The sequence below is a fragment of the Streptomyces sp. NPDC002669 genome (assembly GCF_042889165.1).
Lineage (GTDB): Bacteria > Actinomycetota > Actinomycetes > Streptomycetales > Streptomycetaceae > Streptomyces.
In genome coordinates, this window is the sequence record NZ_JBIAQQ010000017.1 from 101,576 (window position 1) to 127,287 (window position 25,712).

The following is a 25,712-nucleotide window of genomic DNA, read 5'->3' on the forward strand; positions in this document are numbered from 1 at the left end:
TTTGGAAGGCACCTGAATCGGGTTGTGTGCGGACATGTACGCCATCGACTGCGTGGCCCGTCCACCAGGTTCGTCCGCGACCGCGCGGTGCCGGGAGACCTTCCCCGGCCAACAAACGAATGAACGGGCGCGAGGTGACGCCCCGACAAAGAACGGGGCCGGAATCTCACGTTCAGGGCATGGTGGCGGCATATGCCGTGGCTCTGCCGCGGCCGTGGGAGTGGGTGCCGCCCCGGGGCGCGGGGCCACCGGGAGGGGTGGACGGGGGCGGCCGATGGCCGGATCGTTTCGCCATGTGCGATCGGGTCCGTGCGCCGGTGTCCGCACCCGCGCCCGGGTCCGTGCGCCCGTGTTGGGGGCCGCGTGCTCCTGGGGCGTTCCCGGCGCGCGGCCATACCCGTGCGTACCGACGCCCCGGGCGCGGGGCGTCCGGGGCGTGCGGTCGTCGGGTGCGCGCCGGGCCGGCGCGCCGGGTCAGCGGCTGTCGAGTTCGTTCCCGGACCGGGGCGGCCAGGCGGCCGTGCCCCGCCCGGGCGCCAGATGGTCGACCACCTCGGCCAGCTCCTCGCAGGCCCGCTCGATCCTGGACCGGATGTTGTTCTGCTCGGTCACCACCGCCGCGAGCAGGAGCGCGGTCAGGGCCACGCAGCCGTTGAGCACGGTGAGTTCGACCATCACGTGCAGGATGCTCCGGCCCTTGAACGGACCCACTCCCTCCGTGCCCGCCACGACGGCCAGGACCGACACCAGGAGGGCGCAGGGCGCGCTGCCCGCCAACTGGAAGCGCAGGGCCGCCCAGATGAGCAGGGGAAACACCAGGTAGATCAGCGACAGCGAGCTCCTGGTCGCCGGCAGCGCCACCGCGACGGAGACGACCAGCAGCGCCCCCGCCTCGATCCACCGGTCGGTGGCCCGTGGCATCCGTGCCCGGCGCAGCACGAGCAGCAGGGGAGTGACCACCAGGACGCCCATCGCGTCCCCCGACCACCACGCCGCCCAGACCGGCCAGAACCCGTCCGGGGGCAGCTTGTCGTCCAGCACCAGCATGCCCGTGCCCACGGTCGCGCTGATCACCATCCCGCCCAGCGCGCCGAGGAAGACGAGCACGACACCGTCGCGCAGCCGGTCCAGTTCCCTGCGGAAACCGGCCCTGCGCAGTATGAGGTACGAGCAGAGGGGGGCCAGGGTGTTGCCTGCCACGACGACGAAGGTGGAGGGCGTGACCGAGCCGCTGAGCGTGGCGACCACGAGGAGCGAGCCCAGCGCGATGCCGGGCCAGACCCCCGGGCCCAGGCAGAGCAGGGCGCCCAGCGCGATGCCGGTGGGCGGCCACAGTGGGGTGACGACCGCGCCGTGGACGGCCACCTCCTGGATCAGACCGAGCCCTCCGGCCGCGTAGTAGGCAGCGGCGACGGCCAGGTTGCGCAGTGCGGCCGCGGCCGCACGTCCGGTTCTCTCGCTGCGGATCACACATCTCATCAGACACCGGCCGGACGGGTGGCGGCCGTCTGACACGCGCGGCCCGGCGGGTCCGGGCCTCACTTCCGGCCGGGAACGCCCCCGTGCCGGAGCACGAGAACGGCGGCGTCGTCCTGGTGCCCGGTCTGCTCCGCGGCCCCCAGGACAGCGTCGGCCAGTTCCCCGGCGTCGGCGCGCACCCGTGAGCGCACCAGTCGGGCCACCGTGTCCAGCCCCTGGTCGATCGGGAACGAGGGCCCCTCCACCACCCCGTCGGTGAGCAGCACGAACGCCCCGGAGCCCGCCAGCCGCCGCCGGGTGACCGGGTAGCGCTCGCCCGGCTGGACGCCCAGCGGCAGACCGCCCTCGTCATGGGTGATGCCGAAGTGCCCGTCGGCCGTGGCCCACACCGCCGCGACGTGCCCGGCGCGGGCGCTGTGCAGCTCCCGCGCCTTCGGGTCGAGGCGGACGAACGTACAGGTCGCGAAGAGACCGGAGTCCACCGACACGAGCAGATCGTTGGTCCGGCCCACGATCTCGCCGGGGTCCGCCTCGGTGGCGGCGATGGCCCGCATGGCGACGCGGATCTGGCCCATGAACGCGGCCGCCTCGACGTCGTGACCCTGCACGTCCCCGATGGCGAACGCCAGCGCGCCGTCCGGCAGCACGAAGCCGTCGTACCAGTCGCCGCCGATGTCCAGCCCGCTGCGGGCCGGGGTGTACCGGGCGGCGGTCTGGAGCCCCGGCCGGGCGGGCAGCGAGGCGGGCAGCATCTCCCGCTGGAGGGCCTCCGCCAGTTCCACCCGGGCCTGGTGCAGCTCCACCTCGCGGCGCGCCCGGGAGGTCAGCTGCTGCAATGTGGTGAGCAGCTCCTGGGCGCTGGCCGAACGGGGCGGACGACGCCGGTTCATGGGCCGCTCCCCCCTGCGTCTCGTCCGCGGGGCGCGAGGCGCGGCACGGGTACTGCCGCAGGGCCCTCCGGGGCATCGCCGGACCGGCGCCGTCGCCCGTCTCCGGCGGATTTCGGTTCCCTGCATCCTACGGCGGAGGCGCGATCCGCGCAGGGCGAGCGGGAACGGGCGAACGCACCGGCACGGGTGGATCCTGGTGACAGGACCGCGTCGAGGCGGTGCACCGGACCGGACGCGGTCGCAGGGAGGTGCGCGATGACCCGCACACTGGAGTGGCGGCTCCGCCTCGGCCTGACCGAGGACGACGGGACGACCAGGGCCGAGGCGGTGCTGGACACCGGCGCCGCGAAGCTCACCGGCCACGGGGTCGCCCGCTGCAATCCGCAGGACGTGGACGTGCCCGCCATCGGCGACGAACTCGCGGCGAGCCGCGCCATGAAGGACGTCGCCGCACAGCTGATGAGGGCCGCCGACAAGGACCTGGAGGACGTCGGGGCCGGGCCCGCGAGCGGACCCGTCTCCCCGCCGTACGCATGGTCCGACACCACGGGCTGAGCCCGGGGCGGCCCCAGGGCCCGGACGCCCCGCGGCCGTGCGCGGCGCGGGGCCGCCTCCCCCTGCCCGCCGCGCGGGGACACGGCCGCGCCGCTCCGGAACGGCCGGTGGCGGCGCCGGAGCGGGGAGGGGCGGCCGATGCGTGAGATCCTCCCGGCGCTCGCCCGCTGGTACGCCGCCGGGGAGCCGTTCGGGCTCGCCACCGTCGTCGCGGTCGGCCGCAGCGCGCCGCGCGGCCCCGGCGCGGCGATGGCCGTGGGGCCGGGCGGCGAGGTCGTGGGCAGCGTCTCCGGCGGCTGCGTCGAGGGCGCGGTCCTCGAACTGGCGAAGGAGGCCGTGGAGACCGGCCGGGCCCGGCTGGAGACCTTCGGGTACGGCGACGAGGACGCCTTCGCCGTCGGGCTCACCTGCGGAGGGGAGATCACCCTCCTGGTGCGCCCCGTGACGGCGGCGCGCGACCCGGCCTTCGGCGAGGCCGCCGAGGCGGTCGCCGGTGACCGGCCGGTGGTGGTGGCCACCGTGGCGGACGGGCCGGCCCCGCGCGGCGCCTGCCTCGCGGTCCGGCCGGACACCGTGACGGGGACGCTGGGCGCGAGCGGCCTGGACGCCGCCGTGACCGCCGACGCGCGCGGGGAACTCGCCCTGGGCGCCACGGGCCTGCGGCACTACGGCCCGCACGGCGAACGGCGCGAGGACGACGTCGCCGTGTTCCTCCAGTCGTTCGCCCCGCCGCCCCGGATGCTGGTCTTCGGCGCGATCGACTTCGCGGCGGCGACGGCCCGGATCGGCGCGTTCCTCGGCTACCGGGTCACCGTCTGCGACGCCCGCCCGGTGTTCGCCGACCCGCGCCGCTTCCCGACCGGCGCGGAGGTCGTCGTCGACTGGCCGCACCGGTACCTGAGCGGCACGCAGACCGACGGGCGGACCGTGGTGTGCGTGCTCACCCACGACCCCAAGTTCGACGTCCCGCTGCTGGAGGTGGCGCTGCGCGCCCCGGCCGCGTACATCGGGGCGATGGGCAGCCGGCGGACCCACGAGGACCGGCTCGCCCGGCTGCGCGGGGCCGGGCTGGGCGAGGCCGAACTGGCGCGGCTGCGCTCGCCCGTCGGCCTGGACCTGGGCGCCCGTACGCCGGAAGAGGTCGCCGTCTCGATCGCGGCGGAGATCGTCGCCCTGCGCTGGGGCGGCACCGGCCTCCCGCTCTCGGACACCGCCGGGGCGATCCACCGGCCGCGCCCCGGGCCCGGATGACCGCAGGCCCGGGCCGCCCACGGCACCCGGCCGTCCCCGGCGGGCGTGGCCCGGGCCGTGCCCGCCGGGCACCGGGGGAGCGCCCGCGGATCAGCCGGCGGCGCCGAAGTGCCGTTCCACGATCGCCGCCGCGTCGGTGCCGCGCGGCAGGATGCCGTACTGGTGGCCGCGGCCCTCGCCGAGCCGGGCGGCGACGAACGCCTCGGCCGACGCCGAGGGGGCGTGCCGGAGCATCAGCGACGCCTGCAGGGCCAGTGCCATGCCCTCGACGGTGGCCCGGGCCCGGGTCTGCGCGGCGAGCGGGTCGCCCAGGTCGTCCGCGAGCTCCCGGCGCACCCGGCGCACATGCGCGTCCAGCACGGCACTGGCGCCCGCCGTGGTGTCCAGCTCCGCCCAGAAGGCGTCCAGCGAGTGCGGGGTCCTGGCGATGCCCCGGAGCACGTCGAGGGCGATGACGTTGCCGGACCCCTCCCACACCGCCATCACCGGCTGCTCGCGGTAGCGGCGGGCCAGCGGCCAGTCCTCGGTGTAGCCGTTGCCGCCCAGGCACTCCAGCGCCTCGTAGGCGTGGTGCGGGCCGCGCTTGCAGATCCAGTACTTCGACACGGCGGTGGCCAGCCGGCGGAACATCACCTCGGACTCGCCGCTGTCGCTCTCGTAGGCGTGCGCCAGACGCAGCGAGATCCAGGTCGCCGCCTCCGTCTCCAGCGCCAGGTCGGCCAGGACCGCCGCCATGGCCGGCTGGTCGGCCAGCCGGGCGCCGAAGGCGCTGCGGTGCCGGGCGTGCCAGATCGCCTCGGACACCGACTGGCGCATGCCCGCGGTGGTGCCGAGCACGCAGTCCAGCCGGGTGTGGTTGACCATCTCGATGATGGTCGGCACACCGCGGCCCGGCTCGCCGACCCGCACCGCCCAGGTGCCGTCGAACTCCACCTCGGACGAGGCGTTCGACTTGTTGCCGAGCTTGTTCTTCAGCCGCTGGACGCGGATGGTGTTGCGGGTCCCGTCGGGCAGCACCCGCGGCACGAGGAAGCAGGTGAGCCCGGCCTCCGCCTGGGCCAGGACCAGGAAGGCGTCCGACTGCGGGGCGGAGAAGAACCACTTGTGGCCGGTCAGCAGATGGGCCCGGCCCCCGGGGTCGGAGGCCGACGGGACGGCCCGGGTGGTGTTGGCGCGGACGTCGGAGCCGCCCTGCTTCTCCGTCATCCCCATGCCGAAGGTGAGCCCGGACTTCTCGCCCGGGGCGATCGTGCGGGGGTCGTACGAACGGCTCAGCAGCCCCGGCAGCCAGTCCCGCCCCACGTCCGGATCGCGCTGCAGGACCGGGACCACGGCGTGCGACATGGACATCGGGCAGGCGTGACCGGGCTCGACCTGGGCGAACAGCATGAACGAGGCCGCCCGCCCCACCGCCGCGCCGGGCTTCGGGTCGGCCCAGCCCGCCGTGTGCGTGCCGTGCGCGACGGCCGCGCCGATGATCTCGTGGTACGCGGGGTGGAACTCGATCTCGTCGACGCGGTGGCCGTAGCGGTCGTGGGTGCGCAGGACGGGCGGGGAGGTGTGGGCCAGCTCCGCGTCGGTCTGGAACCGCTCGGAGCCGACCAGCGTGCCGATCTCGTGCAGCTCCGGTTCGTGCCGGGCGGCACCGAAGGCGCGGACGGCCTCGACGAGCGGCTGATTGGTGCCGTACTCGTCGAGACCGGTCCTGGGCGGAGCCTGGTTGGTGACCTCGTGGGTGGGGTGCGGCGCGGGGGCCGTGGCCCCGGGGCCGGTCCGGTGCGCGGTGACGGTCATGGCGGTCCTGTCCTGGGTCGACGGGGGTGGGCGGCGGTCGGTCCGGGTCCGGAGCCGACCGGGGGTGGCCGTCCGGCGGGCGCTCAGGCGCTCCCGGCGCCGACCGCCCTGAGGCACAGCATCGTGATGCCCTCCACTACCGGTGCCGGGTCGGTCCGCGGGCCGACCGGCGACAGCGGGCCGATCAGCGCCTCACCGATCGCGCCGATCACGGCGGCGGCCGACAACCGGGCGTCCTGGGCGGGCAGTTCACCCGAATCGACACCGGCGACGATGATCGTCTCGGCGAGGTCGTGATAGCCGCGCCGGTAGGTCAGCCGCTCCTCCTCGACGAGCGGGTCGACCGGTTCCGCCAGCAGCGCCCAGGCCGTACGGGGAGCACGCAGAGCACGGTACGAGAAGACCTCGACGAGGGCGCGCAACTGCTCGGCGACCCCCTCCCGGGCCCGTACGGCCCTGCGCACCGCGTCGAGCTCGTGGCCCGCGACGTGCCGGAAGACCGCGGCCAGCAGATCCTGCTTGGAGGCGAAGTGGTTGTACACGCTGCCGGTGGAGACGTCGGCCCGCCGGGCGAGCGCGGACACACTGGCGGCGGCGTAGCCGCCCTCGGCCAGCAGCTGCCGAGCCGCGTCGAGCAGCCGCTCGCGGTGCGCGAGCCGGGTCGCCTCCGTACGGGCGGTGGGTCGGTAGGCCACGATGATCTGAACCTCGATTCATATCTTCAACTCTCCACTCAACCACTGTCGCCCCCCTCGACGCAATGGTTCCGCGGCGGGTGAGAGGAAGCGGACACCGCCCCGGCCCGGCGGGAGCCCCTCGGGGGCCCGGCACCGGTGTGCCACGGGGGCGCCCCTCACATTTCGGCCCCGGTTCACCCGGCCGTTCCGGAACCGGGAAATCCTCCTGGCGGCGGCACCGGGGTCCAAACCGCGGAACGCTGCCGCCCCGCACGAAGGAGAACCACGCCCCATGTACCGCCCCGTGCCCGAATGGGCCGACCCCCAGGTGCCCGCCGAGTCGCTCGACCCCCAGGGGCTCAGCCGCCGAGGGCTGATGCGCCGCGCCGGCCTGTTCGGAGCGGCCTTCGCCGCCGCCTCGCTGCCGCTGCCCGCCCTGGCCGACGGGCGGGGGAACCGGTCCCACGGACACGGGCACGGGGGAGGCGACGGGCGCGCCCCCGATCTGGTCTACCTGGTCGGGGACCACCACAACCACTCCGTCTACAGCCACGACGCCAAGTACACCTTCTCCCAACTCGCCTCGGCGGGGCAGAAGTTCGGCCTCGACTGGATGGTCTTCACCGAGCACAGCAACGTCGGCCACGCCGAGCGCGGCGCCGCGCTCGAACACCGGGAGATCCTGCGGGCCCGTGCCGAGAACAGGCGCATGCTGATCTTCCAGGGGCTGGAGTGGTACATCCCCGGCGCCGAGCACTGCACCGTCTTCTCGCCGCCCGGACGGCACGAGGTCGACCTGCTCACCCGCTTCGAGGAGACCTTCGACGGCAAGCTGCTCGGCTACACGGCCGGCGCCCCGACGCACCCCGACACCCCGCGCAACGAGGCGCACGCGATCAAGGCCCTCAAGTGGCTGGCCGAGCAGCGCCGTACCCGGTACGTCGACGACGTCCTCGTCCTCGCCAACCACCCCATGCGGCTCGGCATCGACTCCCCGCACGAGATGCGCGGCTGGCGCGACGCCGCCCCCGAGATCATGATCGGCATGGAGGGCGCCCCCGGCGCCCAGGCCGGTGCGATCCCGGGCTGGCACCCGGACACCAACGTCCGCGGCGAGTACACCAATTCGCCCTCCGCCGACTCCTGGCCCGGCTACCCGCGCGAGGCGTACGTCACCTACGGCGGCTTCGACTGGGCGACCGCGACCGTCGGCGGCCTGTGGGACGCGATGCTGGCGGAGGGCAAGCTCTTCACCATCACCTCCAACTCCGACGTCCACCGCGTCGCACAGGACACCTGGGTCAACGGCGCCTGGCCGCCCGGACAGGACTTCGACGGCACCGGCCGCCTCCCCGACCCGTACGACACCACCGAGCCGCAGCCCGGCGGCGACTTCTGGCCCGGCCAGTTCAGCCGCACGCACGTCGGCGTCACCCGGTACGGCTACCGGCACGTGATGGAGGGGCTGCGGGCCGGTCGGGTCTGGGTCGACCACGGCCACCTCGTCGACGGCGTCGACGTCAAGGTGCGCGGCGAGCGCGGCAACAGCGCCACGCTCGGCGGCCGGCTGCGCGCCCGGCGCGGCGAACGGCTCACCCTCACCGTCACGGTGACCGCGGCCTCCCGCCGCAACCCGTACGGTGTGCTGCCGCGCCTGGAGCACGTCGACGTCATCCGCGGCGCGGTCCGCGGCCCGGCCGCCGACCGCGACGACTGGCACGCCCCGGACACCCGGGTCGCCCATACCGCCGATGTGTCGGGCCGCCGCGGCACGTACACCCTGCGCATCCCGGTCGGGCGCGCGGACGAATCGTTCTACCTGCGGCTGCGCGGCAGCGACGGCAGGCGCAACGGGACGGGCTTCCTCGGCGCGGCGATCGACCCGCACGGCCCGCAGCCGCACGAGCCCGGCAAGGGCAACCCGTGGCTCGACACCTGGTTCTACACCAACCCGGTCTTCGTGGACGTCGTGCGCTGAACCCGCCGGACGGCCGGGGCGGCCCGGGGAACGGGGCCGCCCCGACCGGCGCTCAGGCGTCCAGCGCCGCGGAGACCACGGCCTTCGCCTCCTCCTGGACCCGCGCGAGGTGGTCACCGCCCAGGAAGGACTCCGCGTAGATCTTGTAGACGTCCTCGGTGCCCGAAGGACGGGCGGCGAACCAGGCGTTCTCCGTGGTCACCTTGATGCCGCCGATCGGCGCGCCGTTGCCCGGCGCCTCCGTGAGCACGGCCGTGACCCGCTCACCGGCCAGGGTGTCGGCCGTGACCTGCTCGGGTGACAGCCGGGCGAGCACCGCCTTCTGCGCGCGGTCGGCGGGGGCGTCGATCCGGGCGTACGCCGGTTCGCCGAACCGCTCGGTGAGCGCCGCGTAGCGCTGGGAGGGGGACTCTCCCGTCACCGCGAGGATCTCGGAGGCGAGCAGCGCCAGGATGATGCCGTCCTTGTCGGTCGTCCACACCGAGCCGTCCCGGCGCAGGAACGACGCACCGGCGGACTCCTCGCCGCCGAAGCCGAGCGAGCCGTCCAGCAGCCCGTCCACGAACCACTTGAAGCCGACCGGGACCTCCACCAGTTCGCGGCCGAGGTCGGCGGCGACCCGGTCGATCATCCCCGACGAGACCAGCGTCTTGCCGACCCCCGCCGAGGCCGCCCACCGGTCGCGGTGCGCGTACAGGTAGCCGATGGCGACGGCGAGGTAGTGGTTCGGGTTCATCAGCCCGGCGTCCGGGGTCACGATGCCGTGCCGGTCGGCGTCGGCGTCGTTCCCCGTCGCGATCTGGAACCGGTCCCGCTGCTCGATCAACGAGGCCATCGCGTACGGCGAGGAGCAGTCCATCCGGATCTTCCCGTCCCAGTCCAGCGTCATGAAGCGCCAGGTGGGGTCCGTCAGCGGGTTGACCACGGTCAGGTCGAGCCGGTGCTCCTCGGCGATGCGGCCCCAGTACGCGACGGAGGCGCCGCCCAGCGGGTCGGCGCCGATGCGCACCCCGGCCGAGCGGATCGCGTCCAGGTCGAGCACCGACGGCAGGTCCGCCACGTACGCACCGAGGAAGTCGTACGTCCCGGTGGTCGACGCCGCCCGCGCCCGGGCGTACGGCAGCCGGCGCACGTCCTTCATGCCGCCGGCGATGATCTCGTTGGCCCGGTCCTGGATCCAGCCGGTGGCGTCCGACCCGGCCGGTCCGCCGTTCGGCGGGTTGTACTTGAACCCGCCGTCGCCGGGCGGGTTGTGGGACGGGGTGACCACCACGCCGTCGGCGAGCCGCGAGGTCCTGCCCCGGTTGTGGGCGAGCACCGCGTGCGACACCGCGGGCGTCGGGGTGTAGCCGTCCGCCGGGTCGACGAGCACGGTCACGTCGTTGGCGGCGAACACCTCCAGGGCGGTGACCCGGGCCGGCTCCGACAGCGCGTGGGTGTCGGCCCCCAGGAACAGCGGACCGTCCGTGCCCCGGCGCGCCCGGTACTCGCTGATGGCCTGGCTGGTGGCGGCGATGTGGTCCTCGTTGAACGCGGTGGCCGCGGACGAACCGCGGTGGCCGGAGGTGCCGAACGCCACCCGCTGGTCCGGTTCGGCCGGATCCGGACGCAGGGCGTAATACGCCGTCACCAGCCGGGCCACATCGGTGAGGTCCTCCGGCCGGGCCGGCTGTCCAGCTCGTTCGTGCGGCATCTGCCCACTCCTCCGTATCGGTCGGTCGTCATGATCTTTCCCCGCCACATCTTCGCGGGTGGCCGGTGCCGTCCGACGACCGCCCCGCCGCGGACCGGGCGGCGCGGGGGCGCCCGACGGCGGGCCGATTTCGTTGGAGCCACCGGGCCGCTGCGGCATATGTTCGTCCATGACGACGGACGGTTCACCGCGCACCGGACGACGCGATGGGATTTTGGCCGGACCAGGAGGGGCGAGATGACGACGGACGAGATGACGACGGCGGACGGGCACGCACGCAACGACGGTGTACGCGACGGCGGCGTACGGCTGCGCCGGGCCACCGCGGAGGACGCCGGTCCGCTCACCCGGCTCTTCCTCGCCTCCCGCGCCGCCGCCATGCCGTACCTGCCGAAGGTGCACAGCGACGAGGACACGCTCGCCTGGATGACCCATGTCGTCCTGCCCGGGACGACGGTGTGGATCGCGGAGACCGGCGCCGGGAACGGGACCGGGCGGGGGGAGCCGCTGGGGTTCGTCTCCGTGGACGGGGCCGAGCTGGAGCATCTGTACCTGCGTCCCGACGCGCGGCGCCGGGGCATCGGGTCGCTGCTGCTGGACCGGGCGCGCCGCTCCTCGGCCGGAGAGCTCACGCTGTACGTCTTCCGGCGCAACACCGACGCGCGGGCCTTCTACGAACGGCACGGCTTCACCGCGATCGCGTTCGACGACGGCAGCCGCAACGAGGAGCGGGAACCGGACGTCAGGTACCGGTGGACCGCGAACGGCTGACGAAGCCCGTTCCGCAGGTCCCGACGGGCCGTCGCGATCCCGACGCGGCCTCGTCGCCCCGCGTCAGGATCGCGGCGGGCCGGGGGCTGCGGCACAGTGGGCACATGGACGACCTGAATGCCCTCGCCGACGAGCACCTGGCCGCGGCCCGCGACTCCGCGCACGGCCGCAGCGCCCACCGCCTGCTGCACGAGGGGCCGCTGCGGCAGACCGTCATCTCCCTCACCGCCGGCTCCGCCCTCGACGAGCACAACGCCCCCGCCGCGGCCTCCCTCCAGGTGCTCCGCGGCCGGGTCCGGCTCACGGCGCCCTCGGGCGACGCGGAGCTGGGCGCCGGGACGCTCCACCCGATCCCGCAGGAGCGGCACGGGCTGCTGGCGCTGGAGGACGCCGTGGTGCTGCTGACCGCCGTCAACGAGTGACGGCCCCGGCACGGGCCCCGGCGGCCGCCCGCACCCGCTCCAGGATCCACATCACCAGGCTGCCCGCGGCGAGCGCCCCGCCCAGCAGGGAGATCCCGTTCCAGCCGGCCCGCGACCACACCACCGAGGCGAGCGCGGCCCCGGTCGCACCGCCCATGAAGAACAGCGTCATGTAGGCGGAGTTGATCCGGCTGCGGGCCTCCGGACGGAGCGCGTAGATCACGTGCTGGCCGCTGTTGAGCCCCGCCTGCTGGGCGATGTTCAGCAGGACCACCCCGACCGTCAGCCACAGCAGCGACGACCCGCCGGCCAGCATCGGCAGCCAGGAGAGCGTGAGCAGCACGGCCGCCGCCCCCGACACCAGCTGCACCCGGCCCCGGTCACTCAGCCGGGCCGCGATGTTCATGCCCACCACCCCGATGACGCCCACCAGTCCGAAGAGCCCGATGGCGGCGGCGCTCCAGCCGAAGGGATCCCGGGTCAGCAGGAACGTCAGCGCGGTCAGCTGCACGCTGTACGAGGCCATGGAGAACGCGCCGATGACCGCCCGCCTGCGCAGCACGGGTTCGTGCCGCAGCAGGGACAGCGTGGAGCGCAGCAGCCCGGTGTACGACATCGCGGCCGCGTCGCCCGTCCGGGGCAACCGGGGAAGCCGACGGTGCAGGAGCACCGCCATGACCGCCATGAGCAGGGCGTTCACCCAGTACACGGTCCGCCAGCCGCCCAGTTCGGACAGCGCGCCCGCGGCCAGCCGCCCGAACAGCCCGCCGAGCAGGACCCCGGACATGACCACGCCGACGACCCTGCCGCGTTCGGCCGGTGCCGCGAGGGCCGCCGCGAACGGCACCACGACCTGCGCCCCGACGGAGGCCAGCGCGGTCAGCAGGGTCCCGGCGATCAGCAGCGGGCCGGCCGGGGCGGCGGCCGTCACCAGGAGGAAGAGGGCGGTCAGCGCGAACAGTCCCACCGCGAGCCGCCGGCGGTCCAGGACGTCCCCGAGCGGGACGAGCAGGATCAGCCCCAGCGCGTACCCGGCCTGCGCGGCGGTCACGACCATCCCCGCCGCGGTGGTCCCGATGCCCAGGTTCAGCTCGATGAGGTCCAGGAGCGGCTGCGCGAAGTAGTTCCCGGCGCAGGAGAGACCGGCGGCGACGGCCATCAGCAGGACCAGGCCGCGGCTGAGCGCGGGCGGTTCGGGAAGGGCGCGGGCGACGGCCCGGCCTCGGGTCACGTGGGTGGAAAGAGCCATGCGCACAGCCTCTGTGAACTCCATCTATGAGTCCAACACATGTTTTTCATTTCATCGATCGTGGTTCACGATGGATGGATGGAACTCCAGCAGATGCGGTACGTGGTCGCGGTGGCCGAACTGGGCAGCTTCACGCGTGCCGCGAAGAGGTGTCTGGTCGTCCAGTCCGCGCTGAGCCATCAGATCGCCCGGCTGGAGAAGGAGTTGGGGGCCCGGCTCTTCGACCGCACCAGCCGCCGGGTACGGCTCACCGCGGCGGGCGAGGTGTTCCTGCCGGAGGCCCGGCAGGCGCTGGACGCGGCGGAGCGGGCCCGCTCCGAGGTCGCCGCCGCGGCGGGGGAGGTCCGCGGCCGTCTCGCGGTCGGCGCCATCCCGACCGTCTCCGCCGTCGACATCCCGGCCGCGCTGCGGGCGTTCCACCTCCGCTACCCGAAGGTGCGCATCGTCCTGCGGGACGGGGCGAGCAAGGACCTGGTCCAGGAGGTGCGGGACGGGACGCTCGACGTGGCGTTCCTGGGCGTGCTGCCGAGCTACCGGCCGAAGGGGGTGAGCGACCACGAGCTGAGCACCGGCGAGCTGGTCGCCGTCGTCGCCCCGGCCCACGACCTGGCGGGGCGGACGGAGGTGGACCTGGAACGGCTGGCGCGGGAGCTGTTCGTCGACTACCCCGACGGCACCGCCGCGCGGGCGCAGTCGGAGGAGGCGTTCGCGGCGATGGGGCTCTCCCGCGAGGTGGCGTTCGAGGTCAGCGGCACCGACTTCATCGTCCGGCTGGTCCGCAGCGGGCTCGGCATCGCCATGCTGCCGGCCGCCTTCGCGGCGGGACTGACCGGGGTGCGCGTGCTGTCCGTCCGCGACGCGCCCGCCCGGACGGAGCGGCTGGTCTGGAGCCGGTCCCGCCCCACCCCGGCGGCAGCGGCCTTCCTCGCCGGCCTCGGCATCGACCCGGACGCCGGTTCCTGAGGGGCGGATTCGCGCCGGATGCGCCACGGGGGCGACCGTCGAGGGATGCCCCGGCAGTCCGCTGGGCAGGTACAGGTGTACGAACCCGGGACGAGGGGCGGACCGGACGGCGGCGAGGAGCGTGTGACGTGAGGGAGCGGGCCGTGTGGCAATTCTCGGACGACCGGGGGCAGTTGGTGACCGCCGACCGCCGCCCGGAACGGATCCTGGCCTATGTGCAGGCCGGGGCGACCCTCTGGGACCACGGCATACGACCGAGCGGGCTGTTCGGCTCGGACCACGACGACCGCGCCGTGCCGGACGCCGCGAAGACCGGATCGCTGCCGCCGGACGAGATCGCCTACCTCGGCGCCGGCAGCGCCCTGGACGTGGACACCCTGCTGAGCGGCGGGCCCGACCTCGTGGTGGCCGTCAGCTACGGCGCCGGTCACGTCTACGGGCTCGCGCCGGAGACCGCCAAGCACCTGGAGGAGCAGGTCCCGGTCGTCGTCATCGACGTGGGCCGGGCACGCACCTTCGCGGAGATCGGCGACCGGTTCGCCCGGCTGGCCCACTCGCTCGGCGCGGCGGAGCCCGCGACGGCGACCCGGGAACTGGACGCCGCCCGGGACCGGCTGCGCACGCTCACCGCCGCCCCGTCCGGCCCCCGGGTCCTCGCCCTCTCCCCGGCCGGACAGGAGCAGGTCCACCTCGCCCGCCCCCGCACGTGGCCCGAGCTGCGGGTGCTGGCCGAGCTGGGCGTCGACGTCGTGGAACCGGCCGAGGGGCCCGGGGCGAGCTGGTCCACGGTCGACTGGGCGCGGGCCGCGGCCCTCTCCCCGGCCGTCGTGCTCGCCGACATCCGGTCCAACGCCGCGCCGCTCGACGAACTCCGGACGAACACCGACTGGGCGGCGATCGAACGGACCGCGCGAGTGGTGCCGTGGAACCCCGAACCGGTCTGCAGCGCGCGGGCCCACGCGCACTTCCTGACCCTGGTGGCCGACGCGCTGGAGGCCGCCCGGCACTGAGTGCGCCCCGCGCCGTCCCCGTACCGTGGCCCGTACGCACCCCGGAACACGGCCCGGGACCGAGCCCCCGGCCCCGAAGGGCCGGGGGATTTCGCCTGCCGCGCTCCGGCGCCGTCGGCCGGCCCCCCGACGCGGGACGGACGTCGGCGGGTGCCGGCAGCGGGGCCCCGCCGCGCACACGGCAGGATCGGACCCGACGCGTCCAGGACGCCCCGCCACCGCACTCCAGGAGAGCCCACCCTCATGCTCGACAGACTCGACCCGCTGGTCATCGGCGAATGCGTCGCCGACATCGTCCGGCTGCCGGGCACGGCCGACCGGGTCCACCCGGGCGGCAGCCCGGCCAACGTCGCCCTCGGCCTGGCCCGGCTCGGGCACGACACCACCCTGCTCACCCAGCTCGGCCCGGACGCCAACGGGCGGCTGATCAGGAACCACCTGACCGGGGCCGGTGTCGAGGTGCGCACGGACGGGGCCACGGCCGCCACCCCGTCGGCGGCCGTGACCCTGGACGCCGGGGGCCGGGCCGCGTACACCTTCGAGATCACCTGGACGCTCGGCCCGGTCGCCCTGGACCGGACCCCGCGCCACGTCCACATCGGATCCGTCGCGACGGTGATGGAACCGGGCGCGGCGACCGTCCTCGGCGCCGTCGAGTCGCTGCGGGCGTCCGCGACCGTCAGCTACGACCCCAACGTGCGGCCCGAACTGATGGGGGACCACGGGGACGCCGTGCGCAGGGTCGAGCGGTGCGTCGCGCTCGGCGACGTGGTCAAGGCGAGCGACGAGGACCTGGCATGGCTCTACCCGGGCCAGGACCCCGGACGGGTCGCCGAACGCTGGCTGGCCACCGGCCCGGCCCTGGTCATGGTCACCCGGGGCGGCGACGGCGCGCTGGCCTTCCTGCCCGGCGCACGCGTGGCGGTCGACGCCCTGCCCGTCGAGGTCGTCGACACGGTGGGGGCGGGCGACGCCTTCATGTCGGGCACCCTGCACGCCCTCGCCGCGCACGGGCTGCTCGGCGCCGACGGCCGGGAACGGCTGCGTGCGACGGACCGGGGCACGGTGGCCGACGTCCTGCGCCACGCGGTGGCCTCCGCCGCCGTGACCGTCTCCCGGGCCGGTGCCAACCCGCCGGACGCGACGGAGCTGGCGACGGCCCTCGAACGGGCCTGAACACCGGGCGCGCCGCCCCGGCCCGCGCGGCGCGCCGCCACTGCTGCGACCGGGTGGGAACACTCACCACGACGCGCGCAGCCGTTCGACCCGTCGGGGGTGTCAATGACCCGTTCGGGTAATGGGCCGCATCCTCTCCGGGGCTACTGCCGTTCGACAACCGGTAGGCGTGATCGATTACGGAGGAGGGGGCGGAACATGGCGCGGGTCGGCATGGGTGTCGCGGTGACGGGACTGGGGCTGGTGACGCCCGCGGGCGCGGAGGAGCGGACCTTCTGGGAAGGACTGTGCGCCGGGGTGTCGGTGGCCCGCGGCTGCGAGGAACTGGCCGGGCTGCCGGTCGACTTCGGCTGTCCGGTGGACGGGATCGACCTGGACCGGGCCGTCGGCGGGCGGGCGGTCTGGCGCATGGCGCGGTTCGTGAAGATGGCGCTGGTCGCCGCCCGCCGGGCGGTGGCGGACGCCGGTCTCTCGCCCGAGCGGTGGGACGGCGACCGGGTCGGCGTGGTGCTCGGCGTGGGGGTGGGGGCGGTCTCCGTCCTCGTCGACAACGTGCGCCGGCTCGACGACGGCGGACCGGACGCGGTCTCGCCGCTCCTGGTCCCGATGATGATGCCCAACGCCGCCGCCGGGGAGGTGGCCATCGCCCTGCGGGCGCACGGCCCCAGCCTGGCACCGGCGACCGCCTGCGCGTCCGGGGCCACGGCGCTCGCCGTCGCCCGCGACCTGTTGACGAGCGGCCGGTGCGACGTGGTGGTGGCCGGCGGCGCGGAGTCCGTGCTGACCCCGCTGGTGGTGAGCGCCTTCGCGGGGATGGGCGCGCTCTCCCCGCGCGGGGACGACCCGGCGGGGGCGTCGCGGCCGTTCGCCGCCGACCGGGACGGCTTCGTGATTGGCGAGGGCGCCGCCGTGCTCGTACTGGAACGCACGGACGACGCGCTCGCCCGCGGTGCCCGCCCGCGCGCCCTGCTGACCGGTGCGGGCTCCGCCACCGACGCCCACCACCCCACGGCCCCGGCGCCGGACGGCGGCGGGGCGCGCAAGGCCGTCGAGTCCGCGCTGGCGGAGGCGGGCTGGGCGGCCCACGAGGTCGACCACATCAACGCGCACGGCACGTCCACGGTGCTGAACGACGCGATGGAGGCCGCCCTGATCTCGTCGCTCTTCCCCCACCGCCCGTCGGTGACCGCCCCCAAGGGGGTGCTCGGACACACCCTCGCCGCGGCCGGGGCGATCGAGGCGGCCGCCACCGTACTGACCCTGGAGCACGGCCTCGTACCGCCCATCGCCAATCTGGACTCGCTGCCCGGCGAGTTCGGCCTGGACTGCGTGGTCAAGGAGCCCCGCCCCCAGCGCGTCGAGCGGGCGCTGAGCCACTCCTTCGGCTTCGGCGGGCACAACGTCGTGCTCGCCTTCCAGCGGTTCGCGGGCGACGGCCCGCCGCGCACGGAACCGGGTGTCCTCGCCATTGCTTGATCGTTATATTTTCATGACCGCAACGATCGACAGCCCTTCCGCCGAACGGTCCACGGATCTGCTCACCGGTGTCCTCCTCGGCGACGACTTCCGCCGGGAACACGGCCCGTGGCGACGGATGATCAGCACGGAACCGTTCCGCCGTTCCGACCTGCGCACCCCCGACGAGCGCCTGGCCCTCGTGTACGAGCGGCTGCGCGTCCTCAACGAATGCCTGGACAGCGGCGCCCGGCTGGCCGCCGACCCGCGCGCCCTCGCGGCCCTGCACGAATGGCTCGGCCCGGTCGACCCGGCGCTCGCCACGGTGGCCGGAATCCACTACAACCTCTTCCTCGGCAGCCTCCTCGACCACGGGGGCGACACCCCCCGCGACCTCTCCGACTTCCTCCGGCTGCGCAGCGTCGGCACCTTCCTCTGCACGGAGGTGGCGCACGGCAACGACGCCGCGGCCGTCGAGACCACGGCCTCCTACGACCGCGGACGCGACGGGTTCGTGCTGCACACCCCGCACGCCGGGGCCCAGAAGTTCATGCCCAACACCAGCCCGGTCGGCGGCCCGAAGACCGGACTGGTGGCGGCCCGGCTGATCGTCGACGGGGACGACCACGGCGTCTTCCTCTTCCTCGTGCCGCTCACCGACGCCGTACGAGCCCTGCCCGGCATCCGGGTGCGTCGGCTGCCCGCCCGCACCGGCAGCCCGGTGGACCACTGCCTGACCTCCTTCGACCGGGTCTTCGTGGAGCGCGCGGCGCTGCTCGGCGGGGAGCACGGACGCATCGGTGACGACGGGGAGTTCAGCAGTGCCGTGGCCAACCGGAGGCGCCGTTTCCTGGCCTCGATCGGCCGGGTCACCTCCGGCAAGATCTCGATGACCGCCTGCGCGGTCGGCTCGGCCCGCGCGACGCTCGCCGTGGCCGTCCGCTACGGGGGGCACCGGTACATCTCGGGTCCCCGCGGCTCGCGGCCGGTGCCGGTGATCGCCCACCGCAGCCACCACGGCCCGCTCGCCCACGCCATGGCCACCGTCTTCGCGATGAGCCTGCTGCACCGCAGGGCCCTGGACCGCTGGGAGCGGGCGGAGCCGGGGGAGGGGCAGGAGGACGCGGAGCGGCTGGTCGCCGTCGCCAAGGGGTGGATCACCTGGCGGGCGCGGTCCGTGATCGTCGAGTGCCGGGAACGCTGCGGGGCCCAGGCGCTCCTGGAGCACAACGGCATGAGCGAACTGGTCACCGGGGTGGAGGGCGCCATCACCGCCGAGGGCGACAACGTGGCCATCCACGCCAAGGCGGCCGCCGAGATGCTCTTCGCCGCCCCGTCGGCCGGGGCCGACGAACCCCCCGCCGCGACGGCCGGCGCGCTCGACGACCCCCGGTTCCTCGGCGGGCTGCTCGCGGCGCTGGAACGGATCTGGTTCGCGCGGGCCGGGGAACGGATCGGCCTCGCCCCGCAGGGCGACCGGCTGGCCCGGTGGAACGCGGCGTCCGGGCCCGCGCTGCGGGGGGTCGAGGCGCACGCGTGCAGCCAGGCGGCCGAGGCGTACGCGGAGGCGGTGGCCGCCCTGCCCGAGGGGCCCGCCAGGGACCGGCTCGACGAGCTGCAACGGCTGTTCGCGCTCGACGTCGTCGCCCGCAACAGCGGTGATCTGCTGGCCGCAGGATATTTGACGGCCAGTCAGGTCATGGGGCTGCCGGACGCGCTGGAGGAGCTGGTCGCCGCCGTCGCCCCCCGGCTCCCGGACCTCGTCGAGTCCTTCGCGCTGCCGCCGCAGGTGCTCGCGGACTGGCCCATCGCCGGTGCCGACTACCAGGACGCGTACGACGATCCGGCCGCCTCCTGGCACACGGACGGGGACCGGACGACGGCAGGGGAGGGGCGATGAGAGCCATGGGGGCGGTGGGAACAGGCGTACGTCCCTGCCGGGTCAGGGAGGCCGCCGGGGCCCTCGGGGTCCGTGTGGTCCTGCTGGCTTTCTGGGGCACGACGGCGGTTCTGGCCCGGTGGTGCCCGGGGCGCGGGGAGAGCGGTGCCGAATCGGTTCGGCACAAGGCGTAACTGGAGCCACTCCACTCAGTTGATCCGACGTGGGGACGACGTTCCCCCCGGGCCCGGCAGCCGGACCGAAAGACGGCCGGACGACGGCCGAACGACGAAGAGGAAGATCATGAGTGCGATTCATCCCAAGATCACCGAGGTGCTGACGCACATCTTCAAAGTGCCCGTCGGCGAGATCCGCCCGGACTCCACGATGGACAGCCTGGAGATGGACTCCCTGGCCGCCGCCGAGTTCGCCGTCCTCCTCAGGGAGACCGCCGACGGCGACCAGGACTTCGACCGGCTCCCCAAGAACGCCACCCTCGCCGACATCACCCGGTTCATCGAGGCGGCCGGCGGCGGGGCGCTGGTGGTCGGCGAGAGCGCGATGAGCAGCGCCCGATGAACAAACCGGCCATCGCCGTCACCGGCCTGGGCATGATCACCCCGGTCGGCAACGACACCGAGTCCACCTGGAACGGTGTGTGCGCCGGTGTCTCGCCGGCCCGCACCGTCGCGGAACTGGAAGGGTGCGAGATCGACTTCGCCTGCGTCGTCGACGGCATCGACCTGGACGCGGCGATCGGCGGCCGGGCGGCCTTCCGCATGGGGAGATACGTGAAGTTCGCCGTCCTCGCCGCCCGGGAGGCGGTCGCCGACGCCGGACTGGACCCGGCCCGGTGGGACGGCGGCCGGGTCGCGGTGGTCGTCGGCACCAGCAGCGGGGGCTCGGCCTCACTGACCGAGCAGGCCGTGGTGCTCGAACGGTCGGGGGCCGGGGCCACCTCCCCCTCGGGCATCCTGCTCACGATCCCGAACATGCCCGCCGCCGAGATCGCGATCCAGATGAAGGCCACCGGGCCCAGCCTGGCGCCCTGCACCGCCTGCTCGTCCGGTGCCACCGCACTGTCCGTCGCCCGCGACCTGCTGGCCACCGGGCAGTGCGACATCGCCATCGCGGGAGCCACCGAGTCGATCATCTACCCGGTGGCCATGGCAGGGTTCGCCAGGTCCGGGGCCGGGGCCCGGAAGGACGGCGACCCCGCCCTGCTCTGCCGGCCCTTCGCGGCCGACCGCGCCGGGCTGGTCATGGGGGAGGGCGCCGCCGTCATGGTGCTGGAACGGGCGGACGACGCCGATGCCCGGGGCGCCGTGCCCCGGGCCCTGCTGGCCGGCACCGGCGCGACCACCGACGCCCACCACCCGATCCGTCCCCATCCTTCCGGCGCGGTCGCCCGGGCGGCGGTGGAGGCCGCGTTGCGCGACGCGGACTGGGCGGCCGAGGACGTCGACCACGTCAACGCCCACGGCACGGCGACCCCGGCCAACGACGCCACCGAGGCCGCCCTCATCGCCCGGGTCTACCCCCACCGGCCCCCCGTGACCGCGCCCAAGGGCGTGCTGGGGCACTGCATGGGGGCGGCCGGGGCGATCGAGGCCGGGCTGACGATCCTCACGCTCCAGCGCGGTGTCGTACCGCCGATCGCCAACCTGGACGCCCCGGCGCCCGGGTTCGACATCGACTGCGTCACCAAGCAGCCCCTGCACCGGACCGTCCGGCGCGCCGTCAGCCACTCCTTCGGATTCGGCGGGCACAACGCCGTGCTCGCCCTCCAGCGTCCGTAGGCCGCGTCGGCGCCCACCGGACACGGCCCGCCCGACGGCCGCGGCGCGCGGCGCCGTCCCCGGTCCGTCGGCATGGGGTCCCGCCGGGCCCGCGGCGCCCGGTACCCACCGGCCACCGCGGGACACGCCCCGCAGGGCGTACGGCGGGACCCGGGGCCTCTCGTCCGGATCATGCCGGGCTCACGTGCCCCGGGGTCTCCCCGAGCTCCCGGCTCCGCCAGGGCCTTGCGGTCGCACGCACCGGACCCCGCTCACCGGTCCGGCCCGATCCGGACGGAAGGCCCTGGCGGACCCGGCCCGGTAGGTCAGCGGCGGCGACCCCGGCCGAACTCGCCTCCCGTGTCCTTGCCGCCGGTCTGGGTGCCGTCCGCGTAGTCGATCTGCTCCTTGCGGAGTTCGGCGGAGACCTCCTTCTGCTCGGTCACCTTCCGGGTCTCCATGCGCACCCGCTCCACGGGCACGGTCTCCTTGCGGGTGGTGGCGCGTTCGGCGTGCAGGGTGACCTCGATGTCCTGCTCGCGGATGTCCGCGCGCCCCGCCGGGCGGTCGCCGGGCTGGAGCGGTTCGCGCACCAGGCGCACCTCCTCGTGCGTCACGGGCACGGTCCGGGTGACGTTCTCGGTGACCACGTACTTGTGCAGCCGGGCCTTCCCGCTCTCGTACTCCTCGGTGCCGACCTGCAGCTGCTCCTCGCAGCGGATCATCTCCTCCTTGCCGCCCGGGTCGGCGGCGGACCGTTCGGAGCCGGCCCCGGCGCCGACGAGCGGACGGGCGGTGCCGGCCGCCCCGGTCTCGCGGCGCCCGCCCTGCCCCGTGCCGGACATGCCGGACGAGGTGGTACGGGCCGTTCCCGTGCCGGAGGCGGTGGTGCCGGGCATGGGCGTCCGGCCGGTCCCGGCGGTGCGTCCGGTGTCCGCCGCGCCCATGGCGCCGGTACCGGCCGCTCCCGCCGTTCCCGTGGTGCCGGCTCCCGGCCGGTCGCCGAACGAGGTGGCGGTGTTCCTGGGGAGGCCGTAGTGGTTGTAGAGCTCTTCCTCCTCCGCCACGGACAGATGTGCGTCCGCGTCCACCCGGGGCGCTTCCTTGACCCGTTCCTTCGGATGCGAGATGTGCAGGTCGGACCCCACTCGGCGGGCCCCGGCCAGCGGGACGAAGCTCTCCTTCATGCCGAACAGTCCGGTTTTCACCGTGATCCAGTCCGGGCGGCCGGTGTTGTCGTCGACGTACACCCGGCCCACACTGCCGACCTTCTCACCGTCGGTGTCGTACACCGTCAGGCCGTCGAGCTCTCCGGAATCCGTGAAACCGCCAGCGGTTCCCATGGCCGATTCCTCCTCGCCCGGGCGCGTCCTGTGGCGGGTCCATCAGGTGAGGCGCGTCCGAATTCCATCGCGCCTCACCCGGATGGACGCTGCAACTTCCCGGCCCCCGGCATCCGGCTGCCGCGCCTTCGGCGGTTCGGCGCTGGCCGCCCGCCGCGGCGATGCACGTCCCCGCACGGGGTTAGGCCGATCGGGTGACGTGGGAGCGGGAACCGGGCCGGGGTCCGGCGCCGCCGGAACGGTACGACCGCCACGGGCGGTCCACCCGGCCGCCGGACCTCCGGCACATATGATCGACGGGCCACAAGCCGACCCCGTCCAGCCGCGCCACCGGAGGTGCCCCATCGGTTCCGTACGCATCCGGCTGCCCGAGCAGCGCGGCGAACTGCTGGCCCGGCACGAGGACGGCGCGGACCTCCACCATCTGGTGTGGCGCCTCGGACCGGGGTGGCGGGTGTGCTCCAGCGCCGTGCTCGGCGGCGGCATCGGCCCGCGCGAGTGGATCCTCAACGCCCAGGTGCCCGGTGGCTACCCGCGCCTGGACCCCGACCGGCACCTCGCGGAGATCGCCGCCGCGGAAGGTCTCACCGGCCCCGGCGCGGGACTGATGACCGCCGCCGACGTCACCGCGCACACCCGCGCGACCGACGGGGGAGCGACCGCGACCGCCACCTGCGGCCTGGGCGTGCGCGGCTGGGCGGCCGCCCCGGCGGAGGGGACCCAGGGGCCGCCGCCCCCGGGCACGATCAACATCGTCGTCACCCTCCCCGTGCCACTCTCCGACGCCGCGCTCGTCAACGCGGTCGCCACCGCCACCGAGGCCAAGGTCCAGGCGCTCCTGGACGCGGGCCTCGACTGCTCGGGCACCCCCACCGACGCCGTGTGCGTCGCGGTGCCCGCCCCGGGGCCCCGTCCCGCCGAACTCTTCGCCGGGCCGCGCTCCCGCTGGGGCGCGCGACTCGCCAGGGCCGTGCACGCTGCCGTCCTCGACGGGGCGCGGCGGCAATCCTGAGCACCACGGCGCCGCGCACCGCCCCCGGGGCGCGGCCGACGAAGGGAGCCCACGCATGACCCCGAGCGCCACCGACCCCGCCCCGCAGCGGCCGGTCGTCGCCGTCCTCGGCACCGGAACCATGGGATCGGGCATGGCCCGCAGCCTGCTCAGGGCCGGAATCGAGGTCCGCGCCTGGAACCGTACGCACGCCAGGGCGGCCCCGCTCGCGGCCGACGGCGCCACGGTCGCGGAGACGGCCGAGCAGGCCGTGCGCGGCGCCGACGTCGTCCTCACCATGCTCAACGACGGACCTTCCGTGGCCGCCGCGCTCGACGCCGCGGCCGGGGGGCTGCACACCGGTCAGGCGCTGCTCCAGAGCACGACGGTCGGGCCCGACGCCACCGCCGAGCTCGCCCGGCGCACGGCGGAGCTGGGACCGGTCTATCTCGACGCGCCGGTCTCCGGTACGAAACAGCCCGCGGAAGAAGGCGCGTTGACGGTCTTCGTCGCGGGCCCGGCCGCCGTCCGCGGGAGGGTCGAACCCGTGCTGGACGCGATCGGGCGGCGCACGGTCTGGGTCGACGAGGCCCCGGGGGCGGCCTCGCGGCTCAAGCTCGTGGTCAACACCTGGGTGATCACCATGGTCAACAACATCGCCGAGTGCCTCAACCTCGCCGAGGGGCTGGGCGTCGATCCGCGGACCTTCCTCGACGTCATGAAGGGCGGCCCGCTGGACACCGCCTATCTGCAGGGGAAGTCCGCCGCGGTCCTCTCCGGCGACCTCGCCCCGAGCTTCGCCCTGTCCACCGCGCTCAAGGATACCCGGCTCATCCTGGACGCGGCGCGGGCGGCGGGGGTGCGGCTGGACCTGGTCGAGGCGTCGGCCGAACGCTTCGCGCGCGCCGAGGCGGCGGGACACGGCGGCGAGGACATGATCGCCACGTACTACGCGGGCCGCGCCCCGGACGCCACCGCCGGCTGAGCCCCGCCGCCCGGTGCCGGGCGTTCCGGGCGGCCCCGGGCCGTCGCGGCGGGGGTCATTCCTCGACGAACATCCCGCTGCGGAGCTTGTGGAGGATCCGGCCGAGCAGCCGGGACACGTGCATCTGCGAGATGCCCAGCTCCTTGCCGATCAGGGCCTGCGTCATCTCCTGGCCGAAACGCATGTCGATGATGCGCCGCTCCCGGCTGTCGAGGCGGCCGAGGAGCGGCGCGAGCGTGTGCAGGTTCTCGACCGCTTCCAGGGCGGGGTCCGGGCCGCCGAGCACATCGGCGAAGGTGCGCCCCCGCTTGTCGGGCCGCCCGTGGGCGGCCGGGGCGGCCGGCATGTCCAGCGAGCCCGCCGCGTACCCGTTGGCCGCCACGATGCCCTCGGTGACCTCGTTCTCGCTCAGCCCGAGCTGCTCGGCGAGCTCCGGGACGGTGGGGTCGCGGTCGAGCTCGGTGACCAGCGACTCCTTGGTCCGGGCGAGGTCCACCCGCAACTCCTGCAACCGGCGCGGGACGTGCACCGCCCAGGTGGTGTCGCGGAAGAATCGTTTGATCTCCCCGGTGATGTACGGGATCGCGAAGGTGGTGAACTCCACCTCGCGGGAGAGGTCGAACCGGTCGATGGCCTTGATCAGCCCGATGGTGCCGACCTGGACGATGTCCTCCATGTCGTCGCCCCGGCTGCGGAACCGCCCCGCGGCGAACCGGACGAGGGAGAGGTTCATCTCGATGAGGGTGTTGCGCGCGTACTGATGGGCGGGGGTCCCCTCCTCCAGGACCCGGAGCCGGTCGAAGAACAGCCGGGACAGCTCGCGCGCGTCGGCCGGGGCGACCTTCCCCGCGTCCTCGATCCACGGCAGTCCGCCGCTGTCCCCGGCTGTTTCCGCGGCCGGTGCGCCCCCGTCGGGCTCCGGGCCGGTCGCCGGAACCGCGTCGGTGCCGGCCGGTGTGTCGTCCGGTACCGGTCGTGCGCGGTCCGTGCTCCCGGTCCGCTCCGCACCGGCGGTCCGCGCAGTGTGCGCCGTCATCTCGTCACGCTCCCCTGGTCGAAGGCCATGAGGTGTGAGCGCCTGCCCACGGAGGAAGATCCCATGCGGGGAAACGGGAAGTCGATCAGGCCGGGCGGCGGCAATGGCCGGGAATCGTCGTGATGCCCCGTCATATCAGCCTGGAAGAACGGCGGAAGGACGGAGGTGGGTGGCGGTGCGGGCGGCCGGCACGGCCGGGACGGCGAAACCGCCCCACCGGTACGGGGGAGCCCGGTGGGGCGGTCTCCTTCAGACTGCCACAGCCATCGGCGCAATGGGGACCGATCGGCGCATATCCAACGGTAGTTGAGTCGAAATCGACGGTGCGGCCACCCGT

The 25,712-nt window shown here is 74.6% G+C and carries 22 protein-coding genes; 14 read left to right on the plus strand and 8 right to left on the minus strand.

Features of this window, described 5'->3' with window-relative positions; all coding sequences use genetic code 11:
- Positions 1-474 precede the first annotated feature (474 nt).
- Entirely contained in the window at positions 475-1,470 is a 996-nt protein-coding gene (locus ACFYW1_RS24275; RefSeq protein WP_388996874.1) for an MASE1 domain-containing protein, read from the minus strand.
- A 68-nt stretch (positions 1,471-1,538) separates the two neighbouring features.
- Positions 1,539-2,369, minus strand: a complete 831-nt coding sequence (locus ACFYW1_RS24280; protein ID WP_388996876.1) for a PP2C family protein-serine/threonine phosphatase — start codon at positions 2,367-2,369, stop codon at positions 1,539-1,541.
- A gap of 255 nt (positions 2,370-2,624) precedes the next feature.
- On the opposite strand from ACFYW1_RS24280, the gene ACFYW1_RS24285 reads away from it, so the two are divergent.
- Positions 2,625-2,924: a DUF1876 domain-containing protein gene (locus ACFYW1_RS24285; RefSeq protein ID WP_356935589.1), complete on the plus strand. Its 300-nt coding sequence runs from the start codon at positions 2,625-2,627 to the stop codon at positions 2,922-2,924.
- A gap of 138 nt (positions 2,925-3,062) precedes the next feature.
- Complete coding sequence (locus tag ACFYW1_RS24290; RefSeq protein ID WP_388996880.1) at positions 3,063-4,175, plus strand: XdhC family protein; 1,113 nt, start codon at positions 3,063-3,065, stop codon at positions 4,173-4,175.
- A 90-nt stretch (positions 4,176-4,265) separates the two neighbouring features.
- On the opposite strand, the gene ACFYW1_RS24295 is transcribed toward ACFYW1_RS24290, so the two are convergent.
- Together ACFYW1_RS24295 and ACFYW1_RS24300 are read right to left on the minus strand one after the other, a co-directional pair.
- On the minus strand, positions 4,266-5,969 hold the full coding sequence (locus tag ACFYW1_RS24295) for an acyl-CoA dehydrogenase family protein (protein ID WP_388996882.1): 1,704 nt from the start codon (positions 5,967-5,969) through the stop codon (positions 4,266-4,268).
- A gap of 83 nt (positions 5,970-6,052) precedes the next feature.
- Positions 6,053-6,664: a TetR/AcrR family transcriptional regulator gene (locus ACFYW1_RS24300; RefSeq protein ID WP_388996885.1), complete on the minus strand. Its 612-nt coding sequence runs from the start codon at positions 6,662-6,664 to the stop codon at positions 6,053-6,055.
- 274 nt (positions 6,665-6,938) lie between these two features.
- On the opposite strand from ACFYW1_RS24300, the gene ACFYW1_RS24305 reads away from it, so the two are divergent.
- Positions 6,939-8,624 (plus strand): histidinol-phosphatase, encoded by a 1,686-nt coding sequence (locus tag ACFYW1_RS24305; RefSeq protein ID WP_388996888.1) that lies wholly within the window; start codon positions 6,939-6,941, stop codon positions 8,622-8,624.
- Positions 8,625-8,676: 52 nt separating this feature from the next.
- On the opposite strand, the gene pgm is transcribed toward ACFYW1_RS24305, so the two are convergent.
- Positions 8,677-10,317 (minus strand): phosphoglucomutase (alpha-D-glucose-1,6-bisphosphate-dependent), encoded by a 1,641-nt coding sequence (gene pgm, locus ACFYW1_RS24310; RefSeq protein WP_388996891.1) that lies wholly within the window; start codon positions 10,315-10,317, stop codon positions 8,677-8,679.
- Positions 10,318-10,569: 252 nt separating this feature from the next.
- Here pgm and ACFYW1_RS24315 point away from each other — a divergent pair, with 252 nt between their 5' ends.
- Together ACFYW1_RS24315 and ACFYW1_RS24320 are read left to right on the plus strand one after the other, a co-directional pair.
- On the plus strand, positions 10,570-11,088 hold the full coding sequence (locus tag ACFYW1_RS24315) for a GNAT family N-acetyltransferase (RefSeq protein ID WP_388997091.1): 519 nt from the start codon (positions 10,570-10,572) through the stop codon (positions 11,086-11,088).
- 104 nt (positions 11,089-11,192) lie between these two features.
- Positions 11,193-11,510: a cupin gene (locus ACFYW1_RS24320; RefSeq protein WP_283850208.1), complete on the plus strand. Its 318-nt coding sequence runs from the start codon at positions 11,193-11,195 to the stop codon at positions 11,508-11,510.
- Here the strand turns inward: ACFYW1_RS24320 and ACFYW1_RS24325 are convergent.
- Entirely contained in the window at positions 11,500-12,759 is a 1,260-nt protein-coding gene (locus ACFYW1_RS24325; protein WP_388996895.1) for an MFS transporter, read from the minus strand. The two genes, ACFYW1_RS24320 and ACFYW1_RS24325, sit on opposite strands and share 11 nt — an antisense overlap.
- 78 nt (positions 12,760-12,837) lie before the next feature.
- Between ACFYW1_RS24325 and ACFYW1_RS24330 the strand changes: the two genes are divergently transcribed.
- The 7 genes from ACFYW1_RS24330 to ACFYW1_RS24360 all read left to right on the plus strand — a co-directional run bounded on the left by ACFYW1_RS24330 (position 12,838) and on the right by ACFYW1_RS24360 (position 21,041).
- Positions 12,838-13,722, plus strand: a complete 885-nt coding sequence (locus ACFYW1_RS24330; protein WP_388996898.1) for a LysR family transcriptional regulator — start codon at positions 12,838-12,840, stop codon at positions 13,720-13,722.
- A gap of 128 nt (positions 13,723-13,850) precedes the next feature.
- Positions 13,851-14,732, plus strand: a complete 882-nt coding sequence (locus ACFYW1_RS24335; RefSeq protein WP_388996901.1) for an ABC transporter substrate-binding protein — start codon at positions 13,851-13,853, stop codon at positions 14,730-14,732.
- A gap of 243 nt (positions 14,733-14,975) precedes the next feature.
- On the plus strand, positions 14,976-15,908 hold the full coding sequence (locus ACFYW1_RS24340) for a carbohydrate kinase (RefSeq protein WP_388996904.1): 933 nt from the start codon (positions 14,976-14,978) through the stop codon (positions 15,906-15,908).
- A gap of 198 nt (positions 15,909-16,106) precedes the next feature.
- Entirely contained in the window at positions 16,107-17,384 is a 1,278-nt protein-coding gene (locus ACFYW1_RS24345) for a beta-ketoacyl-[acyl-carrier-protein] synthase family protein (protein WP_388996906.1), read from the plus strand.
- A gap of 13 nt (positions 17,385-17,397) precedes the next feature.
- Entirely contained in the window at positions 17,398-19,263 is a 1,866-nt protein-coding gene (locus ACFYW1_RS24350) for an acyl-CoA dehydrogenase (protein ID WP_388996909.1), read from the plus strand.
- A gap of 282 nt (positions 19,264-19,545) precedes the next feature.
- A complete protein-coding gene (locus ACFYW1_RS24355; RefSeq protein ID WP_388996911.1) occupies positions 19,546-19,821 on the plus strand; it encodes an acyl carrier protein in 276 nt (91 codons plus the stop codon).
- Entirely contained in the window at positions 19,818-21,041 is a 1,224-nt protein-coding gene (locus ACFYW1_RS24360; RefSeq protein ID WP_388996914.1) for a beta-ketoacyl-[acyl-carrier-protein] synthase family protein, read from the plus strand. Before ACFYW1_RS24355 ends, ACFYW1_RS24360 begins: the two co-directional genes overlap by 4 nt.
- A gap of 305 nt (positions 21,042-21,346) precedes the next feature.
- Here ACFYW1_RS24360 and ACFYW1_RS24365 read toward each other — a convergent pair whose 3' ends face one another.
- On the minus strand, positions 21,347-22,363 hold the full coding sequence (locus ACFYW1_RS24365) for a DUF2382 domain-containing protein (protein ID WP_388996917.1): 1,017 nt from the start codon (positions 22,361-22,363) through the stop codon (positions 21,347-21,349).
- A 289-nt stretch (positions 22,364-22,652) separates the two neighbouring features.
- Here ACFYW1_RS24365 and ACFYW1_RS24370 point away from each other — a divergent pair, with 289 nt between their 5' ends.
- Together ACFYW1_RS24370 and ACFYW1_RS24375 are read left to right on the plus strand one after the other, a co-directional pair.
- Positions 22,653-23,375: an adenosylcobinamide amidohydrolase gene (locus ACFYW1_RS24370; RefSeq protein ID WP_388996920.1), complete on the plus strand. Its 723-nt coding sequence runs from the start codon at positions 22,653-22,655 to the stop codon at positions 23,373-23,375.
- A gap of 55 nt (positions 23,376-23,430) precedes the next feature.
- Entirely contained in the window at positions 23,431-24,339 is a 909-nt protein-coding gene (locus ACFYW1_RS24375; RefSeq protein ID WP_388996922.1) for an NAD(P)-dependent oxidoreductase, read from the plus strand.
- A 55-nt stretch (positions 24,340-24,394) separates the two neighbouring features.
- Here the strand turns inward: ACFYW1_RS24375 and ACFYW1_RS24380 are convergent, their stop codons facing one another.
- On the minus strand, positions 24,395-25,375 hold the full coding sequence (locus ACFYW1_RS24380) for an RNA polymerase sigma factor SigF (RefSeq protein ID WP_388996925.1): 981 nt from the start codon (positions 25,373-25,375) through the stop codon (positions 24,395-24,397).
- Positions 25,376-25,712: the final 337 nt, after the last annotated feature.

Bases quoted from the DNA above. Each gene is read 5' to 3' on its own strand.
- ACFYW1_RS24280 (WP_388996876.1), bottom strand. From the start codon at position 2,369: ATGAACCGGCGTCGTCCGCCCCGTTCGGCCAGCGCCCAGGAGCTGCTC.
- ACFYW1_RS24285 (WP_356935589.1), top strand. From the start codon at position 2,625: ATGACCCGCACACTGGAGTGGCGGCTCCGCCTCGGCCTGACCGAGGAC.
- ACFYW1_RS24290 (WP_388996880.1), top strand. From the start codon at position 3,063: ATGCGTGAGATCCTCCCGGCGCTCGCCCGCTGGTACGCCGCCGGGGAG.
- ACFYW1_RS24295 (WP_388996882.1), bottom strand. From the start codon at position 5,969: ATGACCGTCACCGCGCACCGGACCGGCCCCGGGGCCACGGCCCCCGCG.
- ACFYW1_RS24305 (WP_388996888.1), top strand. From the start codon at position 6,939: ATGTACCGCCCCGTGCCCGAATGGGCCGACCCCCAGGTGCCCGCCGAG.
- pgm (WP_388996891.1), bottom strand. From the start codon at position 10,317: ATGCCGCACGAACGAGCTGGACAGCCGGCCCGGCCGGAGGACCTCACC.
- ACFYW1_RS24315 (WP_388997091.1), top strand. From the start codon at position 10,570: ATGACGACGGCGGACGGGCACGCACGCAACGACGGTGTACGCGACGGC.
- ACFYW1_RS24320 (WP_283850208.1), top strand. From the start codon at position 11,193: ATGGACGACCTGAATGCCCTCGCCGACGAGCACCTGGCCGCGGCCCGC.
- ACFYW1_RS24325 (WP_388996895.1), bottom strand. From the start codon at position 12,759: ATGGCTCTTTCCACCCACGTGACCCGAGGCCGGGCCGTCGCCCGCGCC.
- ACFYW1_RS24330 (WP_388996898.1), top strand. From the start codon at position 12,838: ATGGAACTCCAGCAGATGCGGTACGTGGTCGCGGTGGCCGAACTGGGC.
- ACFYW1_RS24340 (WP_388996904.1), top strand. From the start codon at position 14,976: ATGCTCGACAGACTCGACCCGCTGGTCATCGGCGAATGCGTCGCCGAC.
- ACFYW1_RS24345 (WP_388996906.1), top strand. From the start codon at position 16,107: ATGGCGCGGGTCGGCATGGGTGTCGCGGTGACGGGACTGGGGCTGGTG.
- ACFYW1_RS24350 (WP_388996909.1), top strand. From the start codon at position 17,398: ATGACCGCAACGATCGACAGCCCTTCCGCCGAACGGTCCACGGATCTG.
- ACFYW1_RS24355 (WP_388996911.1), top strand. From the start codon at position 19,546: ATGAGTGCGATTCATCCCAAGATCACCGAGGTGCTGACGCACATCTTC.
- ACFYW1_RS24360 (WP_388996914.1), top strand. From the start codon at position 19,818: ATGAACAAACCGGCCATCGCCGTCACCGGCCTGGGCATGATCACCCCG.
- ACFYW1_RS24365 (WP_388996917.1), bottom strand. From the start codon at position 22,363: ATGGGAACCGCTGGCGGTTTCACGGATTCCGGAGAGCTCGACGGCCTG.
- ACFYW1_RS24370 (WP_388996920.1), top strand. From the start codon at position 22,653: ATGATCGACGGGCCACAAGCCGACCCCGTCCAGCCGCGCCACCGGAGG.
- ACFYW1_RS24375 (WP_388996922.1), top strand. From the start codon at position 23,431: ATGACCCCGAGCGCCACCGACCCCGCCCCGCAGCGGCCGGTCGTCGCC.
- ACFYW1_RS24380 (WP_388996925.1), bottom strand. From the start codon at position 25,375: ATGACGGCGCACACTGCGCGGACCGCCGGTGCGGAGCGGACCGGGAGC.